This is a genomic window from Mucilaginibacter sp., from assembly GCF_964263795.1.
In the GTDB taxonomy this organism is placed as follows: Bacteria; Bacteroidota; Bacteroidia; order Sphingobacteriales; family Sphingobacteriaceae; genus Mucilaginibacter.
Genome location: NZ_CAXVWK010000016.1, coordinates 172,979 through 197,376 on the forward strand (window position 1 = coordinate 172,979; position 24,398 = coordinate 197,376).

Below are 24,398 nucleotides of genomic sequence, written 5' to 3' on the forward strand. Positions count from 1 at the left end.
GTGTTAAATAACGTTTTATAATAATGAGGATTAGCCAAATCGCTTCAAAATCTTAACTTTGTGTCCTCAAAAATTAGTAATAAATAATGTTTGAAAATTTATCGGATAAACTCGACAGGGCCTTTAAGGTACTGAAGGGCCAGGGATCAATTACAGAAATAAACGTGGCCGAAACCATGAAAGAGATTCGCAAAGCTCTTTTAGATGCCGACGTTAACTATAAAACAGCCAAAACCTTTACAGATGATGTGAGGACTAAGGCAATGGGCGAGAATGTACTAACATCCATCTCTCCGGGCCAATTGCTTACCAAGCTCATGAACGATGAGCTTACAGCCCTTATGGGCGGCACAACCGCCGATCTGGACCTTAAGGCGTCGCCCACAATCATATTAATTGCGGGCTTGAACGGTGCGGGTAAAACAACCTTTACCGGCAAACTGGCCAACTATCTTAAAACTCAAAAAGGCAAAAAACCCTTATTGGTTGCCGATGATATTTACCGCCCCGCGGCTATTGACCAGCTGGAAGTTTTAGGCCAGCAGGTAGGCATCCCGGTTTATGCTAACCGCGATTCTAAAGACCCGGTTGCTATTGCCCATGAAGGTATAGCCCAGGCAAAGCAAAATGGCAATAATGTAGTGATCATTGACACTGCCGGCCGTTTAGCTATAGATGAGGCGATGATGGTGGAGATTGAGCGGGTCAAAGCCGCTATAAATCCGCATGAGATACTGTTTGTGGTAGATAGTATGACCGGACAGGATGCTGTAAATACTGCCAAGGTATTTAACGATCGATTGGACTTTACCGGCGTGGTGTTAACTAAGCTTGATGGTGATACCCGCGGTGGTGCTGCACTCTCTATTAAATCTGTTGTAAATAAGCCGATCAAATTCATTGGTACCGGCGAAAAGATGGAAGCGCTTGACGTTTTCCACCCGGATCGTATGGCATCCCGCATTTTGGGAATGGGCGACGTGGTATCACTGGTTGAGCGTGCCCAGCAGCAGTTTGACGAAAAGGAAGCTGCAGAGCTGCAAAAGAAGATCCGCAAGAACAAATTCGACTTTAATGACTTTTACGGTCAGATTCAGCAGATCAAAAAAATGGGTAACATGAAGGACCTGATGGGGATGATACCTGGAGTTGGCAAAATGATGAAAGATGTGGAAGTGAGCGACGATGCCTTTAAATCTATCGAGGCCATCATATCATCAATGACGCCGAAAGAAAAGGAAAATCCTGACCTGATCAACCAAAGCCGCCGTAATCGCATTGCCAAAGGATCGGGTACCGACCTGCAGGAAGTTAACCGCCTTATTAAACAATTTGATGATATGCGTAAGGTAATGAAACAAATGAGCAACCCAGCCGCCATGGCCAATATGATGCGCAGGATGCCGAAAATGTAATACATTATCATTTTTAGATAGCCATACAAGCCCTGCAGCGATGCGGGGCTTAATTTTTATCCGGCATGGAATTAATAAAGTTAGCTATATAGATTTTGCAAGACTATAAGCTGTAATTCCACTCATCAAAACAAAAATTTGGATATTAAAACTTAATTAGCTTATCTTCGTTTTATAACAAAACAAGACTATGCAGCACGAATTGCGTAGTCTTGTTTGTTTTTTAAGGCCATTCGCTCTCTATTGCAAAAATAGCAGGGCGGTTTTTTTTGGCCGTTATCCTAAATTAATAAATGTATTATGGCAGAGGTATCATACTATACCAAAGAAGGTTTAGACAAATTAAAAGAAGAGTTACAGTACTTAAAAACTACCGGTCGTACCAATATAGCTAATGCTATTGCGGAGGCGCGCGACAAAGGCGACTTATCTGAAAACGCGGAGTACGATGCGGCTAAAGAAGCGCAGGGTTTGCACGAAACAAAGATCGCTAAAATGGAAGAGGTGCTCTCAAACGCCCGCATTCTTGATGAATCGAAGATGGATACATCAAAGGTTTTAGCATTGTCGGTGGTGAAAATAAAGAACGTTAAAACCGGCGCATCTATGAGCTACCAACTGGTATCTGAAAGTGAGGCCGACATGAAGGCCGGTAAAATATCGGTAACGTCGCCAATTGCAAAAGGCTTGCTGGGTAAGTCTGTTGGTGAGGTGATCGAGATCACGGTACCTGCCGGAAAGATTGAATTCGAAATACAAGAAATTTCGAGGCAATAGACTAAAAGCGAATTAATGATTTAGTACGGATTAATCATTAATTCGCTAATTACTACTCAAAACCAAATTTCATGAGCATTTTTTCTAAGATCATATCGGGCGAAATTCCGGCGCACAAGGTTGCCGAAACCAATGAATTCCTGGCGTTTTTAGATATCAGCCCTTTAGCAGAGGGCCATGTATTAGTTATCCCAAAAGTAGAGGTTGACTATATTTTCGACCTGGACGATGAGGTGTACATGGGTATGCAGCTGTTTGCCAAAATTGTGGCAACAGGGTTAAAAAAAGCTATACCGTGCAAAAAAGTAGGCGTTGCGGTAATTGGACTGGAAGTGCCGCATGCCCACATCCACCTGATACCAATGAACCGCGTAGATGACATGAACTTCGCACGGCCAAAGCTTAGCCCTACTCCGGACGAGTTAGCCGTAACCGCTCAAAAGATAGTAGACGCATTGAAAGAAGTAACTAATTAACAACTTAAATTTCCATAATTTCTTTTTTCTTCTTTGTACGCAGGCGCTTTGGTACAAAATCGAGTATTTCGTTTTTTAACGCTTCTATCATGCGGCGTTTTAAAAAGTTACGGTTCATTACAATACTCACTTCGCGGGCAGGCTCGGGGCTTTTAAAATAACGCACACGGTCAAGCTGTTTGTCGCTTAGGTCCGCCAGGGCCAGTTCTGGTAAAATGGTAGCACCATTGTTCATGTCAACCATGCGTTTTAAAGTTTCAACACTCCCTGTATTGTATTCAAAGTGCTGGTAACCCTTGGTAGCTTTGCGGCGCTGGCAAATATTTAAAACCTGCTCACGCATGCAGTGCCCCTCGTTAAGCACCCAGATCTCTTCCATGTCTATATCATCCGGAACAATGTTTTTCTTTTTGAATAGCTTGCTATTTTTGGATGCATAGGCAACAAAGTTTTCATAAAACACCGGCACCTCTGTAAGGCCTGATTCATGCAGCGGAGTAGATAGTATGCCACAGTCTAACGCGCCTAATTTAAGTTGCTGAATGATCTGTTCTGTGGTTTGTTCCCATACCACCAGTTTAACCTGCGGATACTTTTCAAAAAAACCATGCATTATTTTAGGGAGTATGTAGGGCGCAACAGTTGGGATAATTCCTATCCGCAACTCACCCGAGAGCTCTTTCTGCCGGTCGCTGATGATTTCCTTTATCTTTTCGCTTTCTGCAAGAAGTATCCGGGCCTGCGCTACGATCTCTATCCCTATCTCTGTTGGCACAACCGGTTGCCTGCTCCTGTCAAATAATTTTACACCCAGTGTATCTTCCAGCTTTTGTATCTGCATACTTAATGTAGGCTGGGTAATAAAACATTTTTCGGCGGCGGCTACAAAACTGCGATGGGTATCTACAGCTACAATATATTCCAGTTGAGTTAAAGTCATGATAGTTATTATCTATTCAAATGTAGTAACTATTTGATTTTATCTATCAGGTATTAGCAAAAAAAGCCGCTTTTAAAGCGGCTCGTTATTACTTTTTCTTTTTTGATTTTGCTTTTATACAATTAGGAACTTGTCTTCCTTTCTTCTTTTTCATGCCGGCCATTTTATAACCTGCCCAGCATGAGCCTCTTTTTCCTTTAGCTGCCATAGTAGTTAGTTTTAGTTAACCTAACCAAAACAAGTATCATTCCAGAATTATTCTACCGTAACAGATTTAGCAAGGTTACGCGGCTGATCAACGTTACAGCCACGCATCACTGCAATATGGTAGGATAGTAACTGAAGAGGTATGGTTGCTAAAATTGGTACAAATGTTTCGCCTGTTAAAGGGATCTCAATCACATAGTCGGCCATTTCTTTAACATCAACATCACCTTCAGATACTATTGCGATGATCTTTCCTCCGCGGGCTTTAACTTCCTGGATGTTACTTACTACTTTTTCGTAAGATGAGTTTTTGGTAGCTATAAATACCACCGGCATTTCCGCATCTATCAGGGCGATAGGCCCGTGTTTCATTTCGGCCGCCGGGTAACCTTCCGCATGAATATAGGAGATCTCTTTAAGCTTAAGGGCACCTTCTAAGGCCACCGGGAAAGAGCTTCCGCGTCCAAGGAACAAACAGTTGGCAGAATCTTTAAACCGTTCGGCAATGGCTTTTACCTGGTCGTTAGATTGTAGCGCACGCTCAACCAATTCAGGTACCTCATCTAATTCGGTTAAGTACTCAATAAATTTACTTTGGGTAATGGTACCCCGTTGTTGCGCTATGTAAAAGGCTATTAGTGTTAAAACAGTTACCTGGCCGGTAAAGGCTTTGGTAGATGCTACTCCTATTTCGGGACCGGCATGGGTATAGACACCAGCATGCGTTAAGCGAGGAATAGAAGCACCAACTACATTGCAAATACCAAAAATAGTTGCACCTTTTTCTTTAGCCAGTTCGATTGCAGCCATGGTATCGGCCGTTTCGCCGGATTGTGAAATGGCAATCACCAGATCTTTAGATGTGATAATAGGGTTACGGTACCTAAACTCTGATGCATATTCAACTTCAACCGGGACCCGGGCAAACTCCTCGATAAGATATTCTCCTACCAAACCGGCGTGCCATGATGTACCACAGGCAACTATGATGATCCTGTCGATGTTCTTTAGCTTCTCTACATACTCTTTAATGCCACCCAGTTGTACCATGCCCTGTTTGGGATAGATACGGCCGCGCAGGCAATCGCGGATAGACCGGGGCTGCTCATAGATCTCTTTCATCATGAAGTGATCATAGCCGCCCTTTTCCAGCATCTCCAGCTTCAATTCCAGCTCTTGTATGTATGGCTCCTGAATGGTATTGTCAATATTTTTAACCAGCAGGTCATCGCGTTTAATATAAGCGATTTCATTATCGTTCAAATAGATAACATTCTTGGTGTATTCTACTATCGGTGTAGCGTCTGATGCTACAAAATACTCGCCCTTGCCTACCCCTATAACCATTGGGCTGCCTTTACGGGCGGCAATCATCTCATCCGGATGATCGGCACTCATTATAACAATGGCGTAGGCTCCCACTACACGGTTAAGCGCAAGCCTAACGGATTCCTGTAAGCTTTTCCCGGTAGATGACTGGATGTCTTCAATAAAATGGATTAGTACCTCGGTATCGGTATCACTTTTAAAGGTATGGCCTTTAGCAATAAGGGCTTCCTTTAACGTAGCGTAGTTTTCTATAATACCATTGTGGATGATGGTAAGCTTACGGTCGCCTGATGAGTGAGGGTGTGAATTTCTGTCGCTTGGCGCACCGTGGGTGGCCCAACGGGTATGGCCCATGCCAGCAGTGCCGGAAAGCTTAATGTCTTTTACAAAATCCTCCAGGTCGCTTACCTTGCCGGCTTTCTTATAAACCTTTAAGCCGTTATTTGACAATGCAACACCTGCGCTGTCGTAGCCGCGGTATTCTAACCTGTGTAACCCTTTAATAACAATGGGATAAGCATCCCTAAAACCTATATATCCTACTATTCCGCACATACTATTCTTTTAAAAAACTGATAGTGCAAAAATAGCAGGAAAAGCAAATATTCCCTATGTGTCAACTTAATAAACGTTGACAGCCAGATTAGCTTACTTATTAATTTTTGTGTAAATGATGTTAAGCTTTATACGATTTGGCGAATTTTTACCAAAGGTAATTAAACGCTCTGTGTACTGCGCGGTTGGTGTAATATCAACGCTGCTGCTTAACGGATTTACAGGGGCGATAAATGTACCATTATCTACAGCCTTGCCACTTATCAGGTCTTGAATGTATCCTGTTACGGTAAAATGGTACTCGCCTGTTGCGGCTATGTAAAATCCACCAAATGCGCCTGTACCGTTTACTCCGCGCGGGTCAGTTATCGACCCATCAGGTATACTGGTACGCTGCTTTGCAATATCCAACTGGTACATGGTTAACCGCTGTGGTGCCCTGTACGGTATATTAGTACCCGGTGCCACTTTAACTACAAGCTCTGCCCGGTTAATTACAACGCCGCTACCTAAGCCTGCAAAAATACTTTTGATATTAGGAAAACTAACCTTGGCTCTTAAGCCGGCGCCACCCTGCAAGTAAACTAAACCCGAGGTAGCCGGGCTACTAATAGCTGCCAGCACCTTAGGGGTGTAAGTGTGTTTTATTTGAATAGCATGCGCCGATGTTTGAACAGGCATACTTACTATCGCAGTATCTATAACGCCCGCATTATTAGCCCTGTAATATACTGATATACGTGCAGAATCTAATTCGAACGGGATATTACCGCCCGGCCCGGTAGTGCCGTTCTTGTCAAGCGTTAAATAAATGCCTTTTGCACCATTTTGAAATGCCGTAAGCGATGCACGATAGGTTGCAGCGTCGGCACCAAGCAAATAAGTATTAACAAAATCCTGGCTGATGGGTATGCGCAATTGCGGCGCAACCTTGATAAGGGTATCTGTACGGCCCTTAAGTATATTAAACACCTTAATGGTATCGTGCGTACGGGCTGTAAAGGTTTTAGTACCTAACAAAGCCGGCGCGAAAGCAAATTGTTTGTTGTTGTAATATGGGGTACCTAAAACCACCTTTTCTGCCAGTTGGTGTACATCCAGTTTGAACCTCGATGTTAACGAATCTCCGTAAAAACCGTCTGAATACGGTAACACCAGTACGGATGAATCGATAGTTATTGTGCCGGTTGGCAAGGTATAAGCGATACCATTAGGCAGGTTTAATGCTGCTGCGATATTGGTTTCGGTAATGCCAAAATCAGGATCTTTGAAATAAGCAAGTACGCCCTTCGATGGCGTGCCTGCAGTTGTAGAACTGTTAACGAGCGCGCCGGTAGCAACAGTGTCATCGGGCATGGTAGCTACAACAACACTCGTATCAGCTATTAAAGTACCGTTCAGCTGAGTGCCGGCGTCAACGCCTAAACCAATAGAATCCTGGTTTTTACAGCTATTCAAAATAAAAAGACTTATTAACAGGGTTAATAAGCCTAATTTAGAAAATTTCATATATCGTTATAAAGCTTTATGCAACATGCACCAATTCATCGTTGGTGATTTCGTCGTAAAAATTGTAATAATTTTCGTAATCTGATGTGGAAACGTATTCTAACACCGATTTATTGCTGTTTTTAACATTATTTAACACATCCTCATCAATGTTAGCACTGCCTAAAACAATACCATCGCTGTAATGGATAGCACCGGCATACATTGCAGAGTTGGTACCCTCTTTATAAATTTCGGTGTTAGCTTCGGTCATATCACCCATTACGGCTTTACGTGAAAACTCAGGGTCCATCTTATCTTTAAACTCATTATCATAAATAGAATAAACTACTTTAGAGTTTTTAAAGGTTGGGTCGTCTTTGTAAGTGGTTTTCAGGTAAGCAGGCACAAGGGCGCTCATCCAGCCGTGGCAATGAATCACATCCGGTGCCCACCCTAATTTCTTTACAGTCTCTAAAGCACCTTTGCAGAAAAAGATCATACGCTCGTCATTGTCGGCGTAAAATTTACCATCTTTATCATTAAACACGTGCTTGCGTTGAAAGTACTCTTCGTTATCTAAAAAATAAACCTGCATACGCGCGGCCGGAATTGAAGCAACTTTTATGATCAGCGGATTATCATTATCATTGATAATGATGTTCATCCCTGATAAACGGATAACTTCATGCAAACGGTTCCTGCGCTCATTAATATTTCCGAAACGTGGCATTAAAATACGTATTTCAAAACCCTTCTCCTGCATGGCTTGCGGAAGCTGGCGTGTTATTTCGGCAATTTTTGTGAGTTCAAGGAACGGGGACATTTCATGAGTTATGAACAAAAGCTTAGATTTACCCATCACTAATCAGAATTTATAAATGTAAAGAAGTCAAAAATTTGAGTCTGCAAATATAAGCATTATTATATGAACTGGCAACCACATGTGCAAGCCCGTTTGGTAATTTTTAATCAAATAACCACCTTTGCCCCGCTTTTTAAACACCTTTTACATTGAAGATATTCACTACCCGCCAACAAATAAGGCAGTACCTGTCATCACTTGCTAACCAAACCATAGGCTTTGTGCCTACAATGGGTGCGCTGCATAACGGACATTTGTCATTAATAGACCGGGCTAAGAACAACAACGATTTGGTGGTTTGCAGCATATTTGTAAACCCAACTCAGTTTACCAATGCCAGCGACCTGGAAAATTATCCAAGGCCTATTGAGGCAGACATTGCTAAACTAACCGCCGCCGGGTGCGACGTATTATTTAACCCCCCTGTTTCGGAAATTTATGATGACAATGAGCAATGGCATTTGAACATCGGGCAGTTGGAGTTTTTGCTGGAGGGCGAGTTTCGCCCGGGGCACTATCAGGGCGTAACGCAGGTGGTTTTCAAATTACTGGATATTGTAAAGCCAACCTCATTGTACATGGGCCAGAAAGACTACCAGCAATTTTTAGTGGTGAGTAAAATGGTAGAGCTGCTAAACATCCCGGTAAAAATGGTAATGTGCCCCATTGAGCGCGAGCCGGGTGGTTTAGCAATGAGCTCCAGGAACGTTCACCTGTCTGCAAATGAAAAACAGCACGCGTTGGTCTTGTCACAAACGCTTACCTGGGCCAAAGAAAACTTCGGCACATTGCCAATATATGACCTGGAGCAGGAAGCTATGGCCCGCCTGCAAAACCAACCGGGTGTTGAGCCTGAATACTTTGAATTGGCTGACGGGAAAACACTTTTATCTGCCGACGAAAACTCCTCAACTATTGTGGCGCTTACGGCTGCAAAAGTTGGTAAAACAAGATTAATAGACAATATGTTGCTACGTTAAGAGCTGGTTCATAGATCACAGAACCGTCATACCCATAACTACCCGCTATGAACCTTCAATCAAATATCCTTACCTTTGCTTTATGATTATTGAGGTATTAAAATCAAAGCTTCATCGCGTTAAGGTTACCCAGGCCGAACTGAACTACGTTGGCAGTATCACCATAGATGAGGACCTGATCGACGCGGCTAACATCATCCCCAACGAAAAGGTGCAGATTGTGAACAACAACAACGGCGCCCGTTTTGAAACATACGTTATCAGGGGAGAGCGCGGCAGCGGCACTATATGCCTTAACGGCGCTACCGCAAGGCTGGCACAAGTAGGCGATATTGTGATCATCATGTCGTACGCCTACATGGAAGCCCAGGAAGCCCGTGCTTATGAACCTATATTGATTTTCCCGGACGCTAATAATAAGCTGATCAAATAATTCATTTACTTTGATGAAATTTCTCTTTATCGCCACTTTTTTGCTTTGCACAATGGTGGGTAAGGCACAGCTGCGCCAGAATGTTTACCTGCTTAAAAACAATGGTGAAATTGTTACGACTAAAGACAGTGCCGACTTTTTGCGCATCATACGCGAACCTGCGAAAGGTGAAAAACTTTATGATTTGCTTGAATATTTTACGGATGGCAAGCAGAAGCTGATAGGCAAAACTTCAAAAGTTGAAATGGTAACCCTGGAGGGGCCATGCCTTACTTTTTTTAATAGCGGACAGCGAAAATCAATTGCCACGTATGAGCATGGCCATCATATAAATGATCTTTACGAATATTACCCCAGCGGTAAATTACATGTTGTTAAACACTATCCCGAAAAGTTTAAATATGACAGTAGCGCAGATACCGTTACGGTAATTACTGATGCTTACGACTCATTAGGCGTAGCTACGGTCGTTAATCGCAAAGGCTATTATACTGATTACAATGAAGATTTTACTGAAGTTGCAGAGCAAGGCCCGATAGAAAATGGTAAAAAATCCGGAGAGTGGAAAGGCGCAGACAAAAAGGATACTGTTACTTTTAAAGAAAAATATAACGAAGGGATTTTGATTGAAGGTAGCGCTGTAAAAAACGGCAGGAACCTTACTTACAGCAAAGCACGGTACGTTCCGGCAGGGTTTCCGAACGGCGAAAAAGCGTTTGGAATGTTCCTTGCCAGGGCAATACGTTACCCTGCGGCCGCACGGGAAAACAATGTGCAGGGCATGGTAGTGATGCAATTCTTTGTAGAAAAGGATGGCACACTAACCAATATTAAGGTGGTTAACTCCGTTGAAAAATCATTGGATGATGAGGCTTTACGAGCCTTAAAAGGCTCACCCAAATGGACACCGGCTACCAAATATGGTTTGCCTATCAGAATATACTATACCATACCTGTTCAGTTTGCATTGGCTGTAGCGCGTTAAACGGATCGTGAGCAATCTTTGTTAAATTTATACAGTTGAGCTTCCAATATTATGTTTTTACAAAAATAATGCAGAATACCTTGTAATTACTATCTTTGCACCCCGACGCTGAGGTCGGGATTTTTCGCCTTTCAGCGCATAGGATTTACGTTAAATGGACCATCCATTTTTAACTTTTGAATTTTAACTTTTTTGACTTAAAAAGAGCCCTATGCCCAAAGATACTTCCATCAAATCCGTATTGATCATTGGTTCCGGCCCTATTATTATAGGCCAGGCGTGTGAGTTTGACTACGCAGGTTCGCAAGCTGCCCTTTCCCTTAAAGACGAAGGCATTACAGTATCCATCATCAACAGCAACCCCGCCACTATCATGACGGACAAGGTTATTGCAGATAATGTTTACCTGCTTCCGTTAAACACGGCCAGCCTTGAGCAGATCTTGCAGGAACAACAGATAGATGCCGTGCTCCCTACAATGGGCGGCCAAACAGCATTGAACTTATGTATTGAAGCGGATGAGCAGGGCCTTTGGAAAAAATACGGTGTTAAGATAGTTGGTGTTGATATAGCAGCAATTGAAAAGACCGAAAATCGTGAAGCCTTTCGCCAGTTAATGGTGGATATTGGGGTTGGCGTGGCTACCTCTAAAATTGCCAACTCATTTTTGGAAGGTAAAGAAGCTGCACAAACCATTGGTTTCCCGCTTGTGATAAGGCCAAGCTATACTTTGGGCGGTAAAGGTGCAGGCTTTGTACATAAAAAAGAAGATTTTGATGCTGCCTTAAGCCGTGGGCTGCAGGCATCGCCAACGCACGAAGTTTTGGTGGAGCAGGCCGTATTGGGATGGAAAGAATACGAGCTGGAATTGCTGCGCGATAACAATGATAATGTGATCATCATTTGTTCTATAGAGAATTTTGACCCGATGGGTATCCACACCGGCGACTCGATTACCGTAGCCCCTGCCATGACCCTTAGCGACCGCTGCTACCAGGAGATGCGCAACCAAGCCATTAAAATGATGCGCGCCATTGGTAATTTTGCTGGTGGTTGTAACGTACAGTTCTCTGTAAACCCGGCAAATGAAGAGATCATCGCTATCGAGATTAACCCGCGTGTTTCACGTTCATCTGCCCTGGCATCAAAAGCAACCGGTTACCCTATTGCTAAAATAGCTGCAAAGCTGGCCATTGGTTACAACCTGGATGAAATAGAAAACCAGATCACTAAAACAACATCGGCTTATTTTGAGCCAACGCTGGATTATGTAATTGTAAAGATTCCCCGCTGGAACTTTGATAAATTTAAAGGCGCAAACCGCGAGCTTGGCTTAACCATGAAATCGGTTGGCGAGGTTATGGGTATTGGCCGCAGCTTTATAGAGGCGCTTCAAAAGGCCTGTCAGAGCCTTGAAATTGGCCGTGCCGGCCTTGGTGCCGACGGCCGCCAGAGCCGCAACCTGGAAGAGATTATGCATAGCCTGGAGCACCCAAGCTGGGACAGGCTTTTCCATATATACGATGCCATGAGCCTGGGGGTACCTATTGAGTCGATACGTAAGGTAACGAAGATAGACCGCTGGTTCTTGAACCAGATCCAGGATGTAGTGAACATCGAAATAGAATTGCGCCGATACACTTTAAATAACATCCCCGAAGATTTCTTCTTCACCCTTAAGCAACGTGGATTTTCTGATACACAAATAGCCTACGTTTTAGGTAACGTTACCGAAGAGGATGTTTACCAGCGCCGTAAAGCATTAGGAATTAACCGCGTTTACAAAATGGTTGATACCTGTGCTGCCGAGTTTGCTGCCAAAACCCCATACTATTATTCAACTTACGAGGGCGAGAATGAATCTATCGTATCAGATAAAAAGAAGATCATCGTGCTGGGATCCGGCCCTAACCGCATTGGCCAGGGTATAGAATTTGATTACAGCTGTGTACATGGTTTATTAGCCGCCAAAGAAAGCGGTTATGAGGCCATCATGATTAACTGTAACCCTGAAACCGTATCTACCGACTTTAACATGGCCGATAAGCTTTACTTTGAGCCGGTATTTTGGGAGCATGTGCGCGAGATAATCGACCTGGAGAAGCCGGAGGGTGTGATTGTTCAGTTAGGTGGCCAAACCGCGCTTAAAATGGCTGAGAAGCTGCATCAACACGGAATCAAGATCATCGGCACATCGTTTAACGACATGGATATTGCCGAAGACCGCGGCCGTTTTAGCGACTTACTGAAAGAGCTGGATATCCCTTACCCTAAGTATGGTGTTGCCGAAAGTGCCGAAGAGGCATTAGAGGTTGCACATGAAGTAGGTTACCCGGTATTGGTACGCCCAAGCTACGTACTTGGCGGCCAGGGAATGAGCATTGTAATAAATGATGAGGACCTGGAGAAAGCGGTGGTCAATTTGTTGAAAAATTTACCCGGCAACCGCGTACTGATTGACCACTTCCTGGACCGTGCTGCAGAAACAGAGTCAGATTCTATTCATGACGGTGAAGATGTGCACATTATAGGAATGATGGAGCATATCGAGCCTGCAGGTATCCATTCGGGTGATTCATTTGCTGTATTGCCTCCGTTCGACCTGAGCGAGAGCGTTATCAGCCAGATGGAAGAGTACACCGCTAAAATTGCCCGCGCGCTAAACGTGAGGGGGCTACTTAACATTCAGTTTGCGGTTAAAAATGATAAGGTGTTTGTGATTGAGGCCAACCCGCGTGCATCACGTACGGTACCGTTTATTGCTAAAGCTTATGATGTGCCGTACATAAATATTGCAGCCAAGATAATGTTGAATGTTAATAAGTTGAGTGACTTTACCATCGAGCGGAAGCTTAAAGGTTACGCAATAAAAGAGCCTGTATTTTCGTTTGATAAATTCCCTGAAGTAAATAAGGAGCTTGGCCCCGAGATGAAATCGACCGGCGAAGCGATCAGGTTTATCCCTGATCTGCAAGACCCTTACTTCAAACATCTATATCGCGAAAAATCAATGTATTTAAGTAAGTAATTCGGCACTGGCATCAGTTTTGAATTGGGAGAGAAAGGGTTTGCTGTCTTTTTATTTTGGCAGCAATGATGGTTTAATTTAGTTCTATTGTATTGAAACTTAATTTAAAAAGTAACACCAACGCTATAAATTTAAACGATTTTGACGCAGAGGACATTGGTGATATTTTACTGAAAATAGAAAAGTATTTTCATATCAACTTTACAGATACCGACTTAAAGGGCATTAAAACATTTGGCGCGTTATGCGACCTTGTGGTAGATAAAGTTAAGCAGCACCACTCGGACAGTTGCACCACGCAGCAGGCTTTTTACAAGCTGCGCAACGCCATAGATGCAAAAAATACGGTAGACCGATCTGAGCTTAAACCGCAAACCAAGCTTTGCGAATTGTTCCCGAGGGATAACCGCATAGAAGTAGTTGCAGACATAGAAACCGAAATGGGCTTTCACATGAACCTGTTGCAGCCAAAGCAATGGATCGTATGGGCTTTTGGTTTATTGCTGCTGGCATCTGTCGCGGTTACATTCTACAGTGAAATCATTGGTTACATAGGTGGCGGTGTAGCTATTTTTGGATTGGTGCTTGCCGGCAAATTTGGTAAGGAACTTAAAGTAAAAACCCTGGGCGATCTGAGCGAAAAGATTGCCCGCGAGCATCATCTTAAATGCCGCCGGGATGCATCGACAGTTAACCGTGCCGAAGTAAATCAAAAGATAAAGGAATTATTTGCCGACTATCTGGATGTGGAACCGGCCGCTCTGACCAAAACAGCAAGGTTTGCTTAATTAAAGATTATCATAAAATTGAAGCGATGGGTTGTACTCATCGCTTTTTTTGTGGGCGCAATTTCCTTTTGTCATTTCGACCCGGGGTACGAGGGAGAAATCCTCTACCATTTGCAGGGTCAGTACTATTTTTCTAAGAGGATTTCTCGTCGCTGCGCTTCCCTCGAAATGACATGGTTTATAGCGTTGTTATTTCCAAATTCGGAAAATTCTGTTCTTGAAGACAACAACCGCAACGTTGCATGTCTACTTGTCTATCACCAATCCCAGTACTTCAAAAGTAAGGCGGCGCTGCTTATTTACCGTTTCACGGTGTTGTTTAGAGCCGGTAACGGTATCACCGGCAAAGTGTTGCAGGTCGGTTGGGTTAAGTACACGCTGGGCTACCCCTTCAATAATTACTACCCTCCCGGCAATTGCTTTTGGCAGCGTAACATTATAATTGGCAAAGTGCGCTGCAATGGTTTTGCCGCCACCGGCATCAATTTCAAACCATCCGCCCTTCTCTTTGGTCACCCGGGTAATTTTACCGCTAATGGCAGCCGTTTGCCTTACTTTGCCGCCCATCATCCGTTCAAGGGTAGTTGCAGGTATGGGGCCGATACCTTTAGGTTTCGTACCAAAGACCATCCCGTGGGGCAGTGGCGTTTTTTTCTGCGCCATGGCCACCCCGCAAAATAAACAAATAATTATTACTGCACTTTTTATGATCCGCATAGCGTTATAACACTCTTTATAGTTGTTAGTTTGGCAACGGGTGCCTGTTTTATTTTTCAAAAGGTATTGGTGGCCAACGGCATATTTTAAGATATTTGTATAACTATTGATGATCTTACAAAGCGCATGTTATTAGCCAGGTACCAGCACGATTTTATTGAAGCCGGTTGCGATGAAGCGGGCCGCGGCTGCCTTGCCGGACCTGTATTTGCCGCTGCCGTGATCCTTCCGCGCGATTTTGACCACAACCTGCTTAATGATTCCAAACAGCTTACCGAAGACGTACGCTACCAGCTGCGTACCGAAATTGAAGCGCGTGCTATAGCGCATGCTGTTGCCTGGTGCGACAACTGCGAAATTGACGAGATAAACATCCTCAACGCATCCTTTTTAGCGATGCACAGGGCCATTGATAAGCTTTTATGCATTCCGCAATTTTTGATCATTGATGGTAACCGCTTTAACAAGTACAGCGACATCCCCCATCAGTGCATTGTAGAGGGCGATGCCAAGTACTTTAGTATAGCAGCCGCATCTATCTTGGCTAAAACTTACCGGGACGATTATATGAAGCAAATTGCCCTTGAACACCCGGAGTATAATTGGCACAGCAATAAAGGCTATCCTACTATTGATCATCGTAAAATGGTGCTGCAACGCGGCCATACGCCATACCACCGTAAAACTTTCAAAGTAACGGAGCCGCCCGCACGATTTGCAGCCACCGAGGTTGCCGATTCATTGGCGGATTGATAACTTTGGGCAACCAATTATAACACTCGCTTTGAGGATTTTGATATTAACACACCGCACTCCATTCCCACAGAACGGCGGCTATCCTATTGTAGTTGGCAATACCATCAAGGGTCTGGTAAGCCAGGGGCACAGGGTATCATTAATATCCATCAACGTTAAAAAGCAAAGCGGTCGTGTAACCGAACGGGATGAACTGCTGGACCGCATCCAATACATTGAATATGCTATTGATACGCGCCTTACCATGGTAGAGGCGTTTAGTAACCTTTTCACCAGGAACCCCTACAATATTGACAAGTATTATAATGCAGGTTTCGAGCGCCTGCTGGTCAGGAATATTCAGGAGCAGGATTACGACATTATCCAGTTAGAGGGCTTATTCGTAGCACCTTACCTCTCGGCTATCCGTAAGGTATCAAAGGCCAAACTGGTTTTTAGGGTGCACAACATCGAGCACCAGGTATGGCAAAAGCTGGCCCGCCAAAAAAGCGACCCCATAAAGCGCTGGTATCTGGGCTTGCTGGCCCGGCGCGTACGCACCTATGAATCTGGCCTGCGTGATAAATTTGATGGCCTGGTAGTTTTTACCGGGCAGGATCGGGACACCATTATTGAACGTGGCTCTAAAACGCCTATAATAGCATTGCCAATCGGTGTCGACCTGTCCCGTTATCAGCCGGACGATAGTTGTACCGAGCACCCCAGCTTATTTTTCTTAGGATCGTTGGATTGGCTGCCCAATAAAGAGGGAATAGAGTGGTTTTTAGATAATTTTCATAAAGACCTGATAGACGGGCGCCTGAAGGTAAAGTTTTTTGTGGCCGGCCATAACATTCCCGAGGCTTATGATGAGTACGAGGTACCCGGTAAGGTTTACATACAAGGGGAGGTAGATGATGCCCTGAAGTTTGTTAACAGCAAATCTATCATGATCGTTCCGCTGTTATCCGGCGGGGGTATGCGGGTAAAGATTATAGAGGGAATGGCCATGCAAAAGTGTATCATATCCACGTCGCTTGGTGCCGAGGGTATCAATTTTACTGACGGCCATAACATCATCATTGCCAACAATACCGATGAGTTTTACAGCGCCATTAGTAAATGCATCAGCGATGAGCATTTTACCCGCCAAATAGGCACTAATGCCCGCAAGCTGGTAGAAGAACAGCATAACGTAAATACCATTACCAAACAGTTGGTGGGTTTTTACGAGTCGATTATATAAGCTATTTTACTATTTTTGCCGCATAACAAATAACCATGAAAAATACTGCCCTTACCGATCTGCACACCAAAACAGGTGCTAAAATGGTGCCCTTTGCAGGTTACAATATGCCCGTTCAATACACCGGAATTAATGCCGAACATGATACCGTGCGCAAGGCGGTGGGTGTGTTTGATGTGAGCCACATGGGCGAGTTTATTTTGAAAGGCGATAAGGCGCTTGACCTGATTCAGCGTGTTACCAGTAACGATGCATCGAAACTGTACGACGGCAAAGTGCAATACTCCTGCCTGCCTAACGAAGATGGCGGCATTGTTGACGATTTGCTGGTTTACCGCGTAGACGAAAAAACGTATATGCTGGTGGTCAATGCGTCTAACATTGAAAAAGACTGGAACTGGATCTCTAAGTATAATACTGATGGGGTTGATATGAAGGATATATCAGACCGCACGTCACTTTTAGCCGTACAAGGCCCAAAAGCGGCAGATGCGCTGCAAAGCCTAACCGATATTGACCTGGCATCAATGGAGTACTACACTTTTACTAAAGGTAAATTTGCGGGGATAGATAATGTCATAGTATCAGCAACCGGCTATACCGGCGCTGGCGGCTTTGAAATCTATTTTGATAATGAGCATGCCGAATTCATTTGGGATGAAATATTTAAAGCCGGTGAACCTTTCGGTATAAAACCTATTGGCCTGGCTGCACGTGACACTCTGCGCCTGGAGATGGGCTTTTGCCTGTATGGTAACGATATTGACGACACTACTTCACCCTTAGAAGCCGGCTTAGGCTGGGTTACCAAATTTAACAAGCAATTTACCAATTCTGAAGCTTTACAGGCACAAAAACAAGCTGGTGTTGAACGTAAGCTGATCGGCTTTGAAATGATAGACCGTGGTATCCCCCGTCATGACTATGCCATTGTCGATGCAGATGGCAACGCCATCGGCAAAGTAACGTCAGGCACACAATCGCCATCATTGCAAAAAGCTATCGGGCTGGGGTATGTTAAGAATGAATTTGCCAAAGAAGGTTCAGAAATTTACATCAGCATTCGCGATGCCAAAGTAAAAGCTAAGGTTGTTAAACCACCGTTTTATAAATAGAACCTTCGCTTGTCATTAGTTGTTGAGTCATCGGATCATTTTACTTTGTAAATCGCCGGAGACAATGACCGAATGACCCAATGAATAGATCATCCGATGAAAAATTTAGATGTTTGCCTTACGCCGGCGCTTATCCCGCTTTATAACGTACCCGATTATATTGTGGTGGTGATCGATATTTTCCGCGCTACCTCATCTATTTGCTATGGTATTGAAAACGGAGCCGAAGCCATCATTCCCGTATCGGAAGTAGAGGAATGCGCAGCCTACCGCGAAAAGGGTCTGGATTACCTGCTGGCAGCTGAGCGTAACGGCGAGGTTGTGGAGGGATTTGATTTTGGCAATTCGCCATTTAGTTATACGCCCGATAAGGTGGCCGGCAAAACGGTGGTGCTTACCACAACCAACGGTACACATGCCCTGCATTTATCACGATCGGCTAAAAGAGTGGTGATCGGCTCTTTTTTAAACCTCACTTCGCTTTGTAATTGGCTTAAAACCCAAAACGAAAATATCCTGCTGGTTTGCGCCGGCTGGAAAAACAATTTTAACCTGGAGGATACCCTGTTTGCCGGTGCGGTTATTGAGCAGTTGAAAGATTCGGGTTTTATACTGGACGACCCGTCCATTGCCGCTAACGACCTTTTCCAGTTGGGCAAAGCCGATATAGCCCAATACCTTAGCAAGACATCGCACGGAGAACGTCTCAAAAAATTGGGTATCGAAAAAGATATTGCCTTTTGTTTACAGGTAGATATTACTACAGCTATCCCTGTGTTAGATGGGGAAAAATTATTGAAACTTTAGGCTTCGTGACAGCATAAATGCGTTTTTGTTACAAACGGAAAATTTCGATAGTCTGATTATCAGTCGTTACCAAATTTTTGGTGCCGTTCACGGCCGTGAACGTGAACACTATTTTACTTTAACTTCTCATTATTTTTATGCCGGTCGGCATCGCGGATGCTTTTCTTTTGCATGTTTTTTTCAAGCGCTTCGGTAAGGTTAATGCCGGTTTGGTTAGCCAGGCAGATCAAAACAAAAAGTACATCGGCCATTTCATCGGCCAGGTTAATTTCTGTATCCGATTTTTTGAAAGATTGCTCGCCATATTGCCTTGCCATGATTCGGGCAACCTCTCCAACTTCTTCCATTAAAATAGCCGTATTTGTCAACTCGTTAAAATAACGAATCCCGGTGGTTTTGATCCAGTCATCAACCAATTTCTGGGCGTCTTGAATTTCCATTTTTAGTGATTTTCTTTATCCTTGGTATCCATCATGATCGTCACCGGGCCATCGTTTATCAGGCTGATCTTCATATCCGCGCCAAATATGCCGGTAGCAATCTTTTTTCCCATAAGCATTTCCAGCGTACTGATCATCTTTTCGTAGAGCGGGATCGCCTTATCCGGACGGGCTGCTTTTATAAACGAGGGGCGGTTGCCTTTTTTTGTCTGCGCAAACAGCGTAAATTGAGAGATGAGTAATATGTCGCCACCAACATCCGCCAGGGCTTTGTTCATCATGCCGCCTTCGTCGCTAAACACCCGCATGCCTACGATTTTTTGAGCCAGCCACTGCAGGTCGTCATCAGTATCCGCATCTTCAATACCCAATAAAACTAAAAAACCAAGTCCAATTTGCCCGGTAATGTTGCCGTCAACTGTACATGATGCCTGGGTTACCCGTTGTAATATCGCCCTCATTAAATGTTTTAAGTTTTTTTAGCTCAAATTAAAAGAAGTTGCGCCAACCTGATTATGCCCTCGTGTCGTTTCCATTATAGATGCTCAGGTAACTATCGTAGCGGGATAATGCAATATTGCCGTCCTCAATTGCTTGCAGAACAGCGCAGCCCGGCTCGTTAATATGGCGGCAATTATTAAAACGGCACTGGTTCATGCGATCGCGCATTTCCGGAAAAAAGTGGCTAAGCTCATTCTTTTCAATATCTATCACCCCTAATTCGCGAATTCCCGGAGTGTCTATAATGTCTCCGCCTTGCGGCAGTTCAAACATTTCGGCAAAGGTAGTAGTGTGCATGCCCTTGTCGCTCCAGTCGGAGATCATGTGCGTGCGTAAATCCAGGTCGGGCAATAAGCGGTTGATCAGGCTCGATTTACCTACGCCCGAGTGGCCGGAAAATAACGTTACCTTATCTTTAAGCAAAGCCTGCACATGATCTATATTTGTCCCCGCTAAAGCTGAAACTGAATAGCACGGATATCCAATTTTTTGGTAAACAGATTGGTATTCGGCCAGTATTTCCAAACCCTCATCACTAAAAAGGTCAAGTTTGTTGAAGATCAGGCAAGCAGGGATACTGTAAGCCTCAGCGGTAACCAAAAAACGGTCGATGAATCCCAATGAGGTACGTGGTGAAGCGAGGGTAACTACCAATAAGGCTAAATCGAGGTTGGCTGCAATGATCTGCGCCTGCTTGCTCAAATTGATGCTTTTGCGGATGATGTAGTTTTTTCGCTGATGTAGGTTGGTAATTACACCATTGTCCTGCTCGGGTTCCATTTCAAAATCCACTACATCGCCAACGGCCAAAGGATTGGTGGTTGTAATCCCTTTAGTACGGAATTTTCCTTTAATGCGACAATCGATAGTTTGATCACCGGATTTGACCTGGTACCAGCTTCCGGTTGATTTTGTGACAAGCCCTTGCATAAGGGCGCAATTTAGGAAAGATAAGCAGCCAAATAAAAATAAAATCGATAGAGTGTTTGTTTATTAAAAATTAAACTACTTAATTTACCGACATTATATATGACAATTAACAACACAACCATTACAACAATTATTATCACCGGCATAAAACTCGGAGGAAGATAATCGTATGGTGTAAAAAAATAAACAAAACCAAATGAAAGCCTTCCTCCGACAAAGAGGAAGGCTTTTTTAATATCAGAAAAAATGAAGATCTTAAAATTCGGCGGCACATCCGTAGGTTCCGTCAAAAGCATTCAAACGTTGTTAGATATCATAAAAGGCGAACACGACAGTGGGAGCAACCCGGTAATTGTATTAAGTGCCATGAGCGGCCTTACCAACCTGCTGCTTTCAATGGCCGAAAACGCTGCAAACGGCAACGAGTTTACCGCGGAGCTGGCCGAATTAGAAAAACGCCATTACGATGTGGTGAAAGCTTTATTAGATATCCAAAACCAAAACCCGGCATACACCCGCTTAAAGATCCATTTTAATCAGTTAGAAGAATTATTGCAGGGTGTACTTGCGCTGCGTGAACTTACTGCTAAAACCCGCGACCAGATCGTGAGCTTTGGCGAGCGCTGCTCTACCCTCATGGTCAGCAAAATTGCAGCCCAGTATTTTAAAGAAGCATTATTTGTTGATGCGTCTGAATTGATAAAAACCGATAGCAGCTTTGGCAATGCGAAGGTAAATATCGAACTAACCGACCTGTTGATTAAAGGTTTTTACAGTGAAAACAACGATAAGCTACTGTTTATAACCGGTTTTATTGCCGGTAACGAACCCGGACAAATCACTACCCTTGGCCGCGGCGGCAGCGATTATACAGCAGCCATCTTCGGTTCGGCGTTAAATGCAGATGAAATCCAGATCTGGACGGACGTTAACGGCATGATGACAGCAGACCCGCGCATGGTAAAAAAGGCTTTCCCGCTGGAAGAGCTATCTTATACCGAAGCCATGGAGTTATCCTACTTTGGTGCCAAAGTGATCTACCCGCCAACTATGATCCCTGCATTTCTGAAAAAAATTCCTATCGTTATAAAAAACACTTTTGAACCAGCTTTTGCGGGGACGGTTATCCGTCACAATTGCAAAGCGTCAAATCTTCCAATAAAAGGAATCTCCTCTATCAATAATATCAGCATACTGAGTTTGGAAGGTAGCGGTATGGTAGGCAAATCGGGCTTTAGCGGGCGTTTGTTTAGCTTGCTGGCGCGCGAGCAGATCAATATTATCCTTATCACCCAATCGTCATCAGAGCATAGCATCACCTTTGCTGTGCAGCCGCATGATGTGGACAATGCCAGGCAATTGATAGAACAAGAGTTCGAACTGGAACTGTTGGCCAACAAACTGGAGCCCTTGGTTATCGAAACCGGCCAGGCTATCCTTGCCATAGTAGGCGAAAACATGAAGCAAACCCCCGGCGTTAGTGGCAAATTGTTTCATGCCCTTGGCCGTAACGGTGTAAATGTCAGGGCCATTGCTCAGGGCTCCTCAGAATACAATATCTCGGTGATCATCTCTGCAACTGATCTTTCTAAAGCCTTAAATGCCGTGCATGATGCTTTCTTTATCGAGCTTACTAAAACCCTGCATGCATTTTGCCTGGGTACAGGTAACATTGGTAAAACGCTGTTTAAGCAACTGCAACAAAACAGCGTTTTCCTGCAGCAAAACAACGGTATCCAGGTAAAGATAGCCGGCATTAGCAACACCCGCAAAATGGTGTTCAATGCCGATGGACTGCCTTTGGATAGCTGGGAGAATGAGTTGCAAAACTCCGTGCAAACTGCCGACCTGCAGCAATTCATTAATAAAATGAAGGAAATGAATTTGCCTAACTGCGTGTTTATCGACAACACTGCCAGCCCTAAACCTATCGCTTTTTACGAACAGGTTTTTAAATCGAACATATCAGTAGTTACCTGTAACAAAATAGGCAACTCGGCAACTTATAGCCAATATAAAACCTTCAGGGATACAGCCCGGAGGCATGGGGTAGATTTTTTTTACGAAACCAACGTAGGAGCCGGCCTTCCGATTATTCGTACGTTAAAAGATTTAATGAGCAGCGGCGACAGGGTGCAAAAGGTAGAGGCCATCCTTTCCGGAACTATATCGTTTATATTTAATCACTTCAAAGGTGATGCTAATTTTCATGATATAGTAAAAGAAGCACAGGAAAAGGGCTATACCGAACCTGATCCACGCGATGATTTAAACGGCAAGGATTTTATGCGCAAAATGCTGATCCTGGCCCGTGATGCCGGTTACCAAATGGAAGAAGCGGATGTGGAAATACAGAACATCCTACCCCAGGCTTGCCTGGATGCACAAACCGTTGAGGAGTTTTATAAGGCTCTTCAATCAGAAGATGCTTATTTTGCTAAAATAAAAGACCAGGCACAAGTTAATAAAAAGGTATTACGCTATATTGGTAAGCTTGAGAATGGTAAGGCATCAATCACCTTGCAAAGTGTAGATGAAGGCCATCCGTTTTATATGCTGAGCGGCAGCGATAACATCATTTCTTTTACTACCGACAGGTATAAAGACCGCCCTTTGGTGGTAAAAGGTCCCGGTGCCGGTGCCGAAGTTACCGCTGCGGGTGTATTTGCCGATCTGATAAACGTAGGTGCTAATTGATATGGAAGAGTCTATAAAAGTTTTTGCCCCGGCTACCGTTGCTAATGTAGTATGTGGGTTTGATGTGCTGGGCTTTGCCGTAAATGAACCGGGCGACGAGGTGATCATGCGGATAAACGATAAGCCGGGTATCTCCATCAGCAAAATAACGGGCGATGACGGCCGCCTGCCGCTTAACCCGGCTAAAAATACGGTGAGCGTAAGCGTAGAACATTATTTACGTAGCATAGATAGGTTGGACGTTGGTGTGGATATTGAACTGTATAAAAAAATGCCTATCGGCAGTGGGTTGGGCTCCAGTTCAGCCAGTACGGTGGCCGGCTTATTTGCTATAAAAACCCTTATGGGCGATGATACTGATCCATCTACCTTACTACCTTTTGCTATGAAAGGCGAAGAAATGGCTTGCGGGCATGGTCATGCGGATAATGTTGCACCTGCGCTATTAGGGGGTTTTGTACTTATTCGCAGTTACGAGCCGTTGGATGTGGTCCGCCTGCCGCACCCACCAAGTTTGTGGTGTGCCATTGTTTTCCCGGATGTGGATGTACCAACTCGTGAGGCAAGGCAAATCATCCGCAATAAAATTTTAATGAAAGATGCCGTAACCCAATGGGGAAATATTGCCGGCCTGGTAAGCGGGTTGTTTATGCAGGATATCGACTTGATTGGCCGAAGCATGCAGGATGTACTGGTAGAACCGGTTCGCAGCATGCTGATTCCTGATTTTTATGAGATGCGCCAAATGGCTATGGATCTGGGTGCCGTAAGTTTCGGCATCTCCGGCTCGGGTCCGTCAGTATTTGCCTTTACCAGGGATAAAGAAACGGCTAAACGCATTACTGATAAATTACAAAAGCATTTAACCAGCATCAAAATAGGCTCAAATGGCTATGTGTCGACTATAAACGATAAAGGGCCGAGGGTGATAGGGTAAAAAATAG

Annotated in this window: 22 protein-coding genes; 14 read left to right on the plus strand and 8 right to left on the minus strand. The window is 44.1% G+C overall.

Annotated elements, in window-relative coordinates; all coding sequences use genetic code 11:
* The first annotated feature begins 86 nt into the window (after positions 1-86).
* The 3 genes from ffh (at position 87) to ACE5CV_RS02265 (ending at position 2,668) form a co-directional block, all read left to right on the plus strand.
* Positions 87-1,415: a signal recognition particle protein gene (gene ffh / locus ACE5CV_RS02255; protein WP_374948523.1), complete on the plus strand. Its 1,329-nt coding sequence runs from the start codon at positions 87-89 to the stop codon at positions 1,413-1,415.
* Positions 1,416-1,715: 300 nt separating this feature from the next.
* On the plus strand, positions 1,716-2,192 hold the full coding sequence (gene greA / locus ACE5CV_RS02260) for a transcription elongation factor GreA (protein WP_374948524.1): 477 nt from the start codon (positions 1,716-1,718) through the stop codon (positions 2,190-2,192).
* A gap of 71 nt (positions 2,193-2,263) precedes the next feature.
* Positions 2,264-2,668, plus strand: a complete 405-nt coding sequence (locus tag ACE5CV_RS02265) for an HIT family protein (RefSeq protein WP_374948525.1) — start codon at positions 2,264-2,266, stop codon at positions 2,666-2,668.
* A gap of 4 nt (positions 2,669-2,672) precedes the next feature.
* On the opposite strand, the gene ACE5CV_RS02270 is transcribed toward ACE5CV_RS02265, so the two are convergent.
* From ACE5CV_RS02270 to ACE5CV_RS02285, 4 genes are all read right to left on the minus strand, one after another.
* Entirely contained in the window at positions 2,673-3,608 is a 936-nt protein-coding gene (locus ACE5CV_RS02270) for a LysR substrate-binding domain-containing protein (RefSeq protein ID WP_374948526.1), read from the minus strand.
* Between the two features lie 255 nt (positions 3,609-3,863).
* The gene (gene glmS, locus ACE5CV_RS02275) at positions 3,864-5,699 is read right to left on the minus strand and encodes a glutamine--fructose-6-phosphate transaminase (isomerizing) (RefSeq protein ID WP_374948527.1); all 1,836 of its coding nucleotides are present in this window, start codon (positions 5,697-5,699) and stop codon (positions 3,864-3,866) included.
* A 93-nt stretch (positions 5,700-5,792) separates the two neighbouring features.
* Positions 5,793-7,208, minus strand: a complete 1,416-nt coding sequence (locus tag ACE5CV_RS02280) for a DUF4270 family protein (protein WP_374948528.1) — start codon at positions 7,206-7,208, stop codon at positions 5,793-5,795.
* Between the two features lie 16 nt (positions 7,209-7,224).
* Entirely contained in the window at positions 7,225-8,049 is an 825-nt protein-coding gene (locus ACE5CV_RS02285) for a glycogen/starch synthase (RefSeq protein ID WP_374948529.1), read from the minus strand.
* Between the two features lie 152 nt (positions 8,050-8,201).
* Here ACE5CV_RS02285 and panC point away from each other — a divergent pair, with 152 nt between their 5' ends.
* From panC to ACE5CV_RS02310, 5 genes are all read left to right on the plus strand, one after another.
* Positions 8,202-9,032, plus strand: a complete 831-nt coding sequence (gene panC / locus ACE5CV_RS02290) for a pantoate--beta-alanine ligase (protein ID WP_374948530.1) — start codon at positions 8,202-8,204, stop codon at positions 9,030-9,032.
* 82 nt (positions 9,033-9,114) lie between these two features.
* Positions 9,115-9,465, plus strand: coding sequence for an aspartate 1-decarboxylase (panD, locus tag ACE5CV_RS02295; protein ID WP_374948531.1), 351 nt, complete (start codon positions 9,115-9,117; stop codon positions 9,463-9,465).
* Positions 9,466-9,478: 13 nt separating this feature from the next.
* A complete protein-coding gene (locus ACE5CV_RS02300) occupies positions 9,479-10,450 on the plus strand; it encodes a TonB family protein (protein WP_374948532.1) in 972 nt (323 codons plus the stop codon).
* Positions 10,451-10,661: 211 nt separating this feature from the next.
* The gene (gene carB, locus ACE5CV_RS02305) at positions 10,662-13,478 is read left to right on the plus strand and encodes a carbamoyl-phosphate synthase large subunit (protein ID WP_374948533.1); all 2,817 of its coding nucleotides are present in this window, start codon (positions 10,662-10,664) and stop codon (positions 13,476-13,478) included.
* A 92-nt stretch (positions 13,479-13,570) separates the two neighbouring features.
* Positions 13,571-14,266: a hypothetical protein gene (locus ACE5CV_RS02310; RefSeq protein ID WP_374948534.1), complete on the plus strand. Its 696-nt coding sequence runs from the start codon at positions 13,571-13,573 to the stop codon at positions 14,264-14,266.
* Positions 14,267-14,512: 246 nt separating this feature from the next.
* Here ACE5CV_RS02310 and ACE5CV_RS02315 read toward each other — a convergent pair whose 3' ends face one another.
* Positions 14,513-15,043 (minus strand): DUF4920 domain-containing protein, encoded by a 531-nt coding sequence (locus ACE5CV_RS02315; RefSeq protein WP_374948535.1) that lies wholly within the window; start codon positions 15,041-15,043, stop codon positions 14,513-14,515.
* A gap of 66 nt (positions 15,044-15,109) precedes the next feature.
* Between ACE5CV_RS02315 and ACE5CV_RS02320 the strand changes: the two genes are divergently transcribed.
* The 4 genes from ACE5CV_RS02320 (at position 15,110) to ACE5CV_RS02335 (ending at position 18,886) form a co-directional block, all read left to right on the plus strand.
* A complete protein-coding gene (locus ACE5CV_RS02320) occupies positions 15,110-15,736 on the plus strand; it encodes a ribonuclease HII (protein WP_374948536.1) in 627 nt (208 codons plus the stop codon).
* 31 nt (positions 15,737-15,767) lie between these two features.
* Positions 15,768-16,964, plus strand: coding sequence for a glycosyltransferase family 4 protein (locus ACE5CV_RS02325; protein ID WP_374948537.1), 1,197 nt, complete (start codon positions 15,768-15,770; stop codon positions 16,962-16,964).
* Positions 16,965-16,999: 35 nt separating this feature from the next.
* A complete protein-coding gene (gcvT, locus tag ACE5CV_RS02330) occupies positions 17,000-18,079 on the plus strand; it encodes a glycine cleavage system aminomethyltransferase GcvT (RefSeq protein WP_374948538.1) in 1,080 nt (359 codons plus the stop codon).
* Between the two features lie 96 nt (positions 18,080-18,175).
* Entirely contained in the window at positions 18,176-18,886 is a 711-nt protein-coding gene (locus tag ACE5CV_RS02335; RefSeq protein ID WP_374948539.1) for a 2-phosphosulfolactate phosphatase, read from the plus strand.
* Positions 18,887-18,999: 113 nt separating this feature from the next.
* On the opposite strand, the gene ACE5CV_RS02340 is transcribed toward ACE5CV_RS02335, so the two are convergent.
* The 3 genes from ACE5CV_RS02340 to rsgA are packed head-to-tail and all read right to left on the minus strand — an operon-like array spanning position 19,000 to position 20,757.
* The gene (locus ACE5CV_RS02340; protein ID WP_374948540.1) at positions 19,000-19,326 is read right to left on the minus strand and encodes a nucleotide pyrophosphohydrolase; all 327 of its coding nucleotides are present in this window, start codon (positions 19,324-19,326) and stop codon (positions 19,000-19,002) included.
* A 2-nt stretch (positions 19,327-19,328) separates the two neighbouring features.
* A complete protein-coding gene (gene dtd / locus ACE5CV_RS02345) occupies positions 19,329-19,787 on the minus strand; it encodes a D-aminoacyl-tRNA deacylase (RefSeq protein WP_374948541.1) in 459 nt (152 codons plus the stop codon).
* Between the two features lie 52 nt (positions 19,788-19,839).
* Positions 19,840-20,757 carry a ribosome small subunit-dependent GTPase A gene (gene rsgA / locus ACE5CV_RS02350; protein WP_374948542.1) on the minus strand — a complete coding sequence of 306 codons (918 nt, stop codon included), beginning with the start codon at positions 20,755-20,757 and terminating at the stop codon, positions 19,840-19,842.
* A gap of 246 nt (positions 20,758-21,003) precedes the next feature.
* Here rsgA and thrA point away from each other — a divergent pair, with 246 nt between their 5' ends.
* Together thrA and ACE5CV_RS02360 are read left to right on the plus strand one after the other, a co-directional pair.
* Positions 21,004-23,454, plus strand: coding sequence for a bifunctional aspartate kinase/homoserine dehydrogenase I (gene thrA, locus ACE5CV_RS02355; RefSeq protein ID WP_374948543.1), 2,451 nt, complete (start codon positions 21,004-21,006; stop codon positions 23,452-23,454).
* A 1-nt stretch (position 23,455) separates the two neighbouring features.
* Positions 23,456-24,391 (plus strand): homoserine kinase, encoded by a 936-nt coding sequence (locus ACE5CV_RS02360; protein ID WP_374948544.1) that lies wholly within the window; start codon positions 23,456-23,458, stop codon positions 24,389-24,391.
* The last annotated feature ends 7 nt before the right edge of the window (positions 24,392-24,398 follow it).

Coding starts and splice junctions, on each gene's coding strand:
- ffh (WP_374948523.1), top strand. CDS start 87: ATGTTTGAAAATTTATCGGATAAACTCGACAGGGCCTTTAAGGTACTG.
- greA (WP_374948524.1), top strand. CDS start 1,716: ATGGCAGAGGTATCATACTATACCAAAGAAGGTTTAGACAAATTAAAA.
- ACE5CV_RS02265 (WP_374948525.1), top strand. CDS start 2,264: ATGAGCATTTTTTCTAAGATCATATCGGGCGAAATTCCGGCGCACAAG.
- ACE5CV_RS02270 (WP_374948526.1), bottom strand. CDS start 3,608: ATGACTTTAACTCAACTGGAATATATTGTAGCTGTAGATACCCATCGC.
- glmS (WP_374948527.1), bottom strand. CDS start 5,699: ATGTGCGGAATAGTAGGATATATAGGTTTTAGGGATGCTTATCCCATT.
- ACE5CV_RS02280 (WP_374948528.1), bottom strand. CDS start 7,208: ATGAAATTTTCTAAATTAGGCTTATTAACCCTGTTAATAAGTCTTTTT.
- ACE5CV_RS02285 (WP_374948529.1), bottom strand. CDS start 8,049: ATGGGTAAATCTAAGCTTTTGTTCATAACTCATGAAATGTCCCCGTTC.
- panD (WP_374948531.1), top strand. CDS start 9,115: ATGATTATTGAGGTATTAAAATCAAAGCTTCATCGCGTTAAGGTTACC.
- ACE5CV_RS02300 (WP_374948532.1), top strand. CDS start 9,479: ATGAAATTTCTCTTTATCGCCACTTTTTTGCTTTGCACAATGGTGGGT.
- carB (WP_374948533.1), top strand. CDS start 10,662: ATGCCCAAAGATACTTCCATCAAATCCGTATTGATCATTGGTTCCGGC.
- ACE5CV_RS02320 (WP_374948536.1), top strand. CDS start 15,110: ATGTTATTAGCCAGGTACCAGCACGATTTTATTGAAGCCGGTTGCGAT.
- gcvT (WP_374948538.1), top strand. CDS start 17,000: ATGAAAAATACTGCCCTTACCGATCTGCACACCAAAACAGGTGCTAAA.
- ACE5CV_RS02335 (WP_374948539.1), top strand. CDS start 18,176: ATGAAAAATTTAGATGTTTGCCTTACGCCGGCGCTTATCCCGCTTTAT.
- ACE5CV_RS02340 (WP_374948540.1), bottom strand. CDS start 19,326: ATGGAAATTCAAGACGCCCAGAAATTGGTTGATGACTGGATCAAAACC.
- dtd (WP_374948541.1), bottom strand. CDS start 19,787: ATGAGGGCGATATTACAACGGGTAACCCAGGCATCATGTACAGTTGAC.
- rsgA (WP_374948542.1), bottom strand. CDS start 20,757: ATGCAAGGGCTTGTCACAAAATCAACCGGAAGCTGGTACCAGGTCAAA.
- thrA (WP_374948543.1), top strand. CDS start 21,004: ATGAAGATCTTAAAATTCGGCGGCACATCCGTAGGTTCCGTCAAAAGC.
- ACE5CV_RS02360 (WP_374948544.1), top strand. CDS start 23,456: ATGGAAGAGTCTATAAAAGTTTTTGCCCCGGCTACCGTTGCTAATGTA.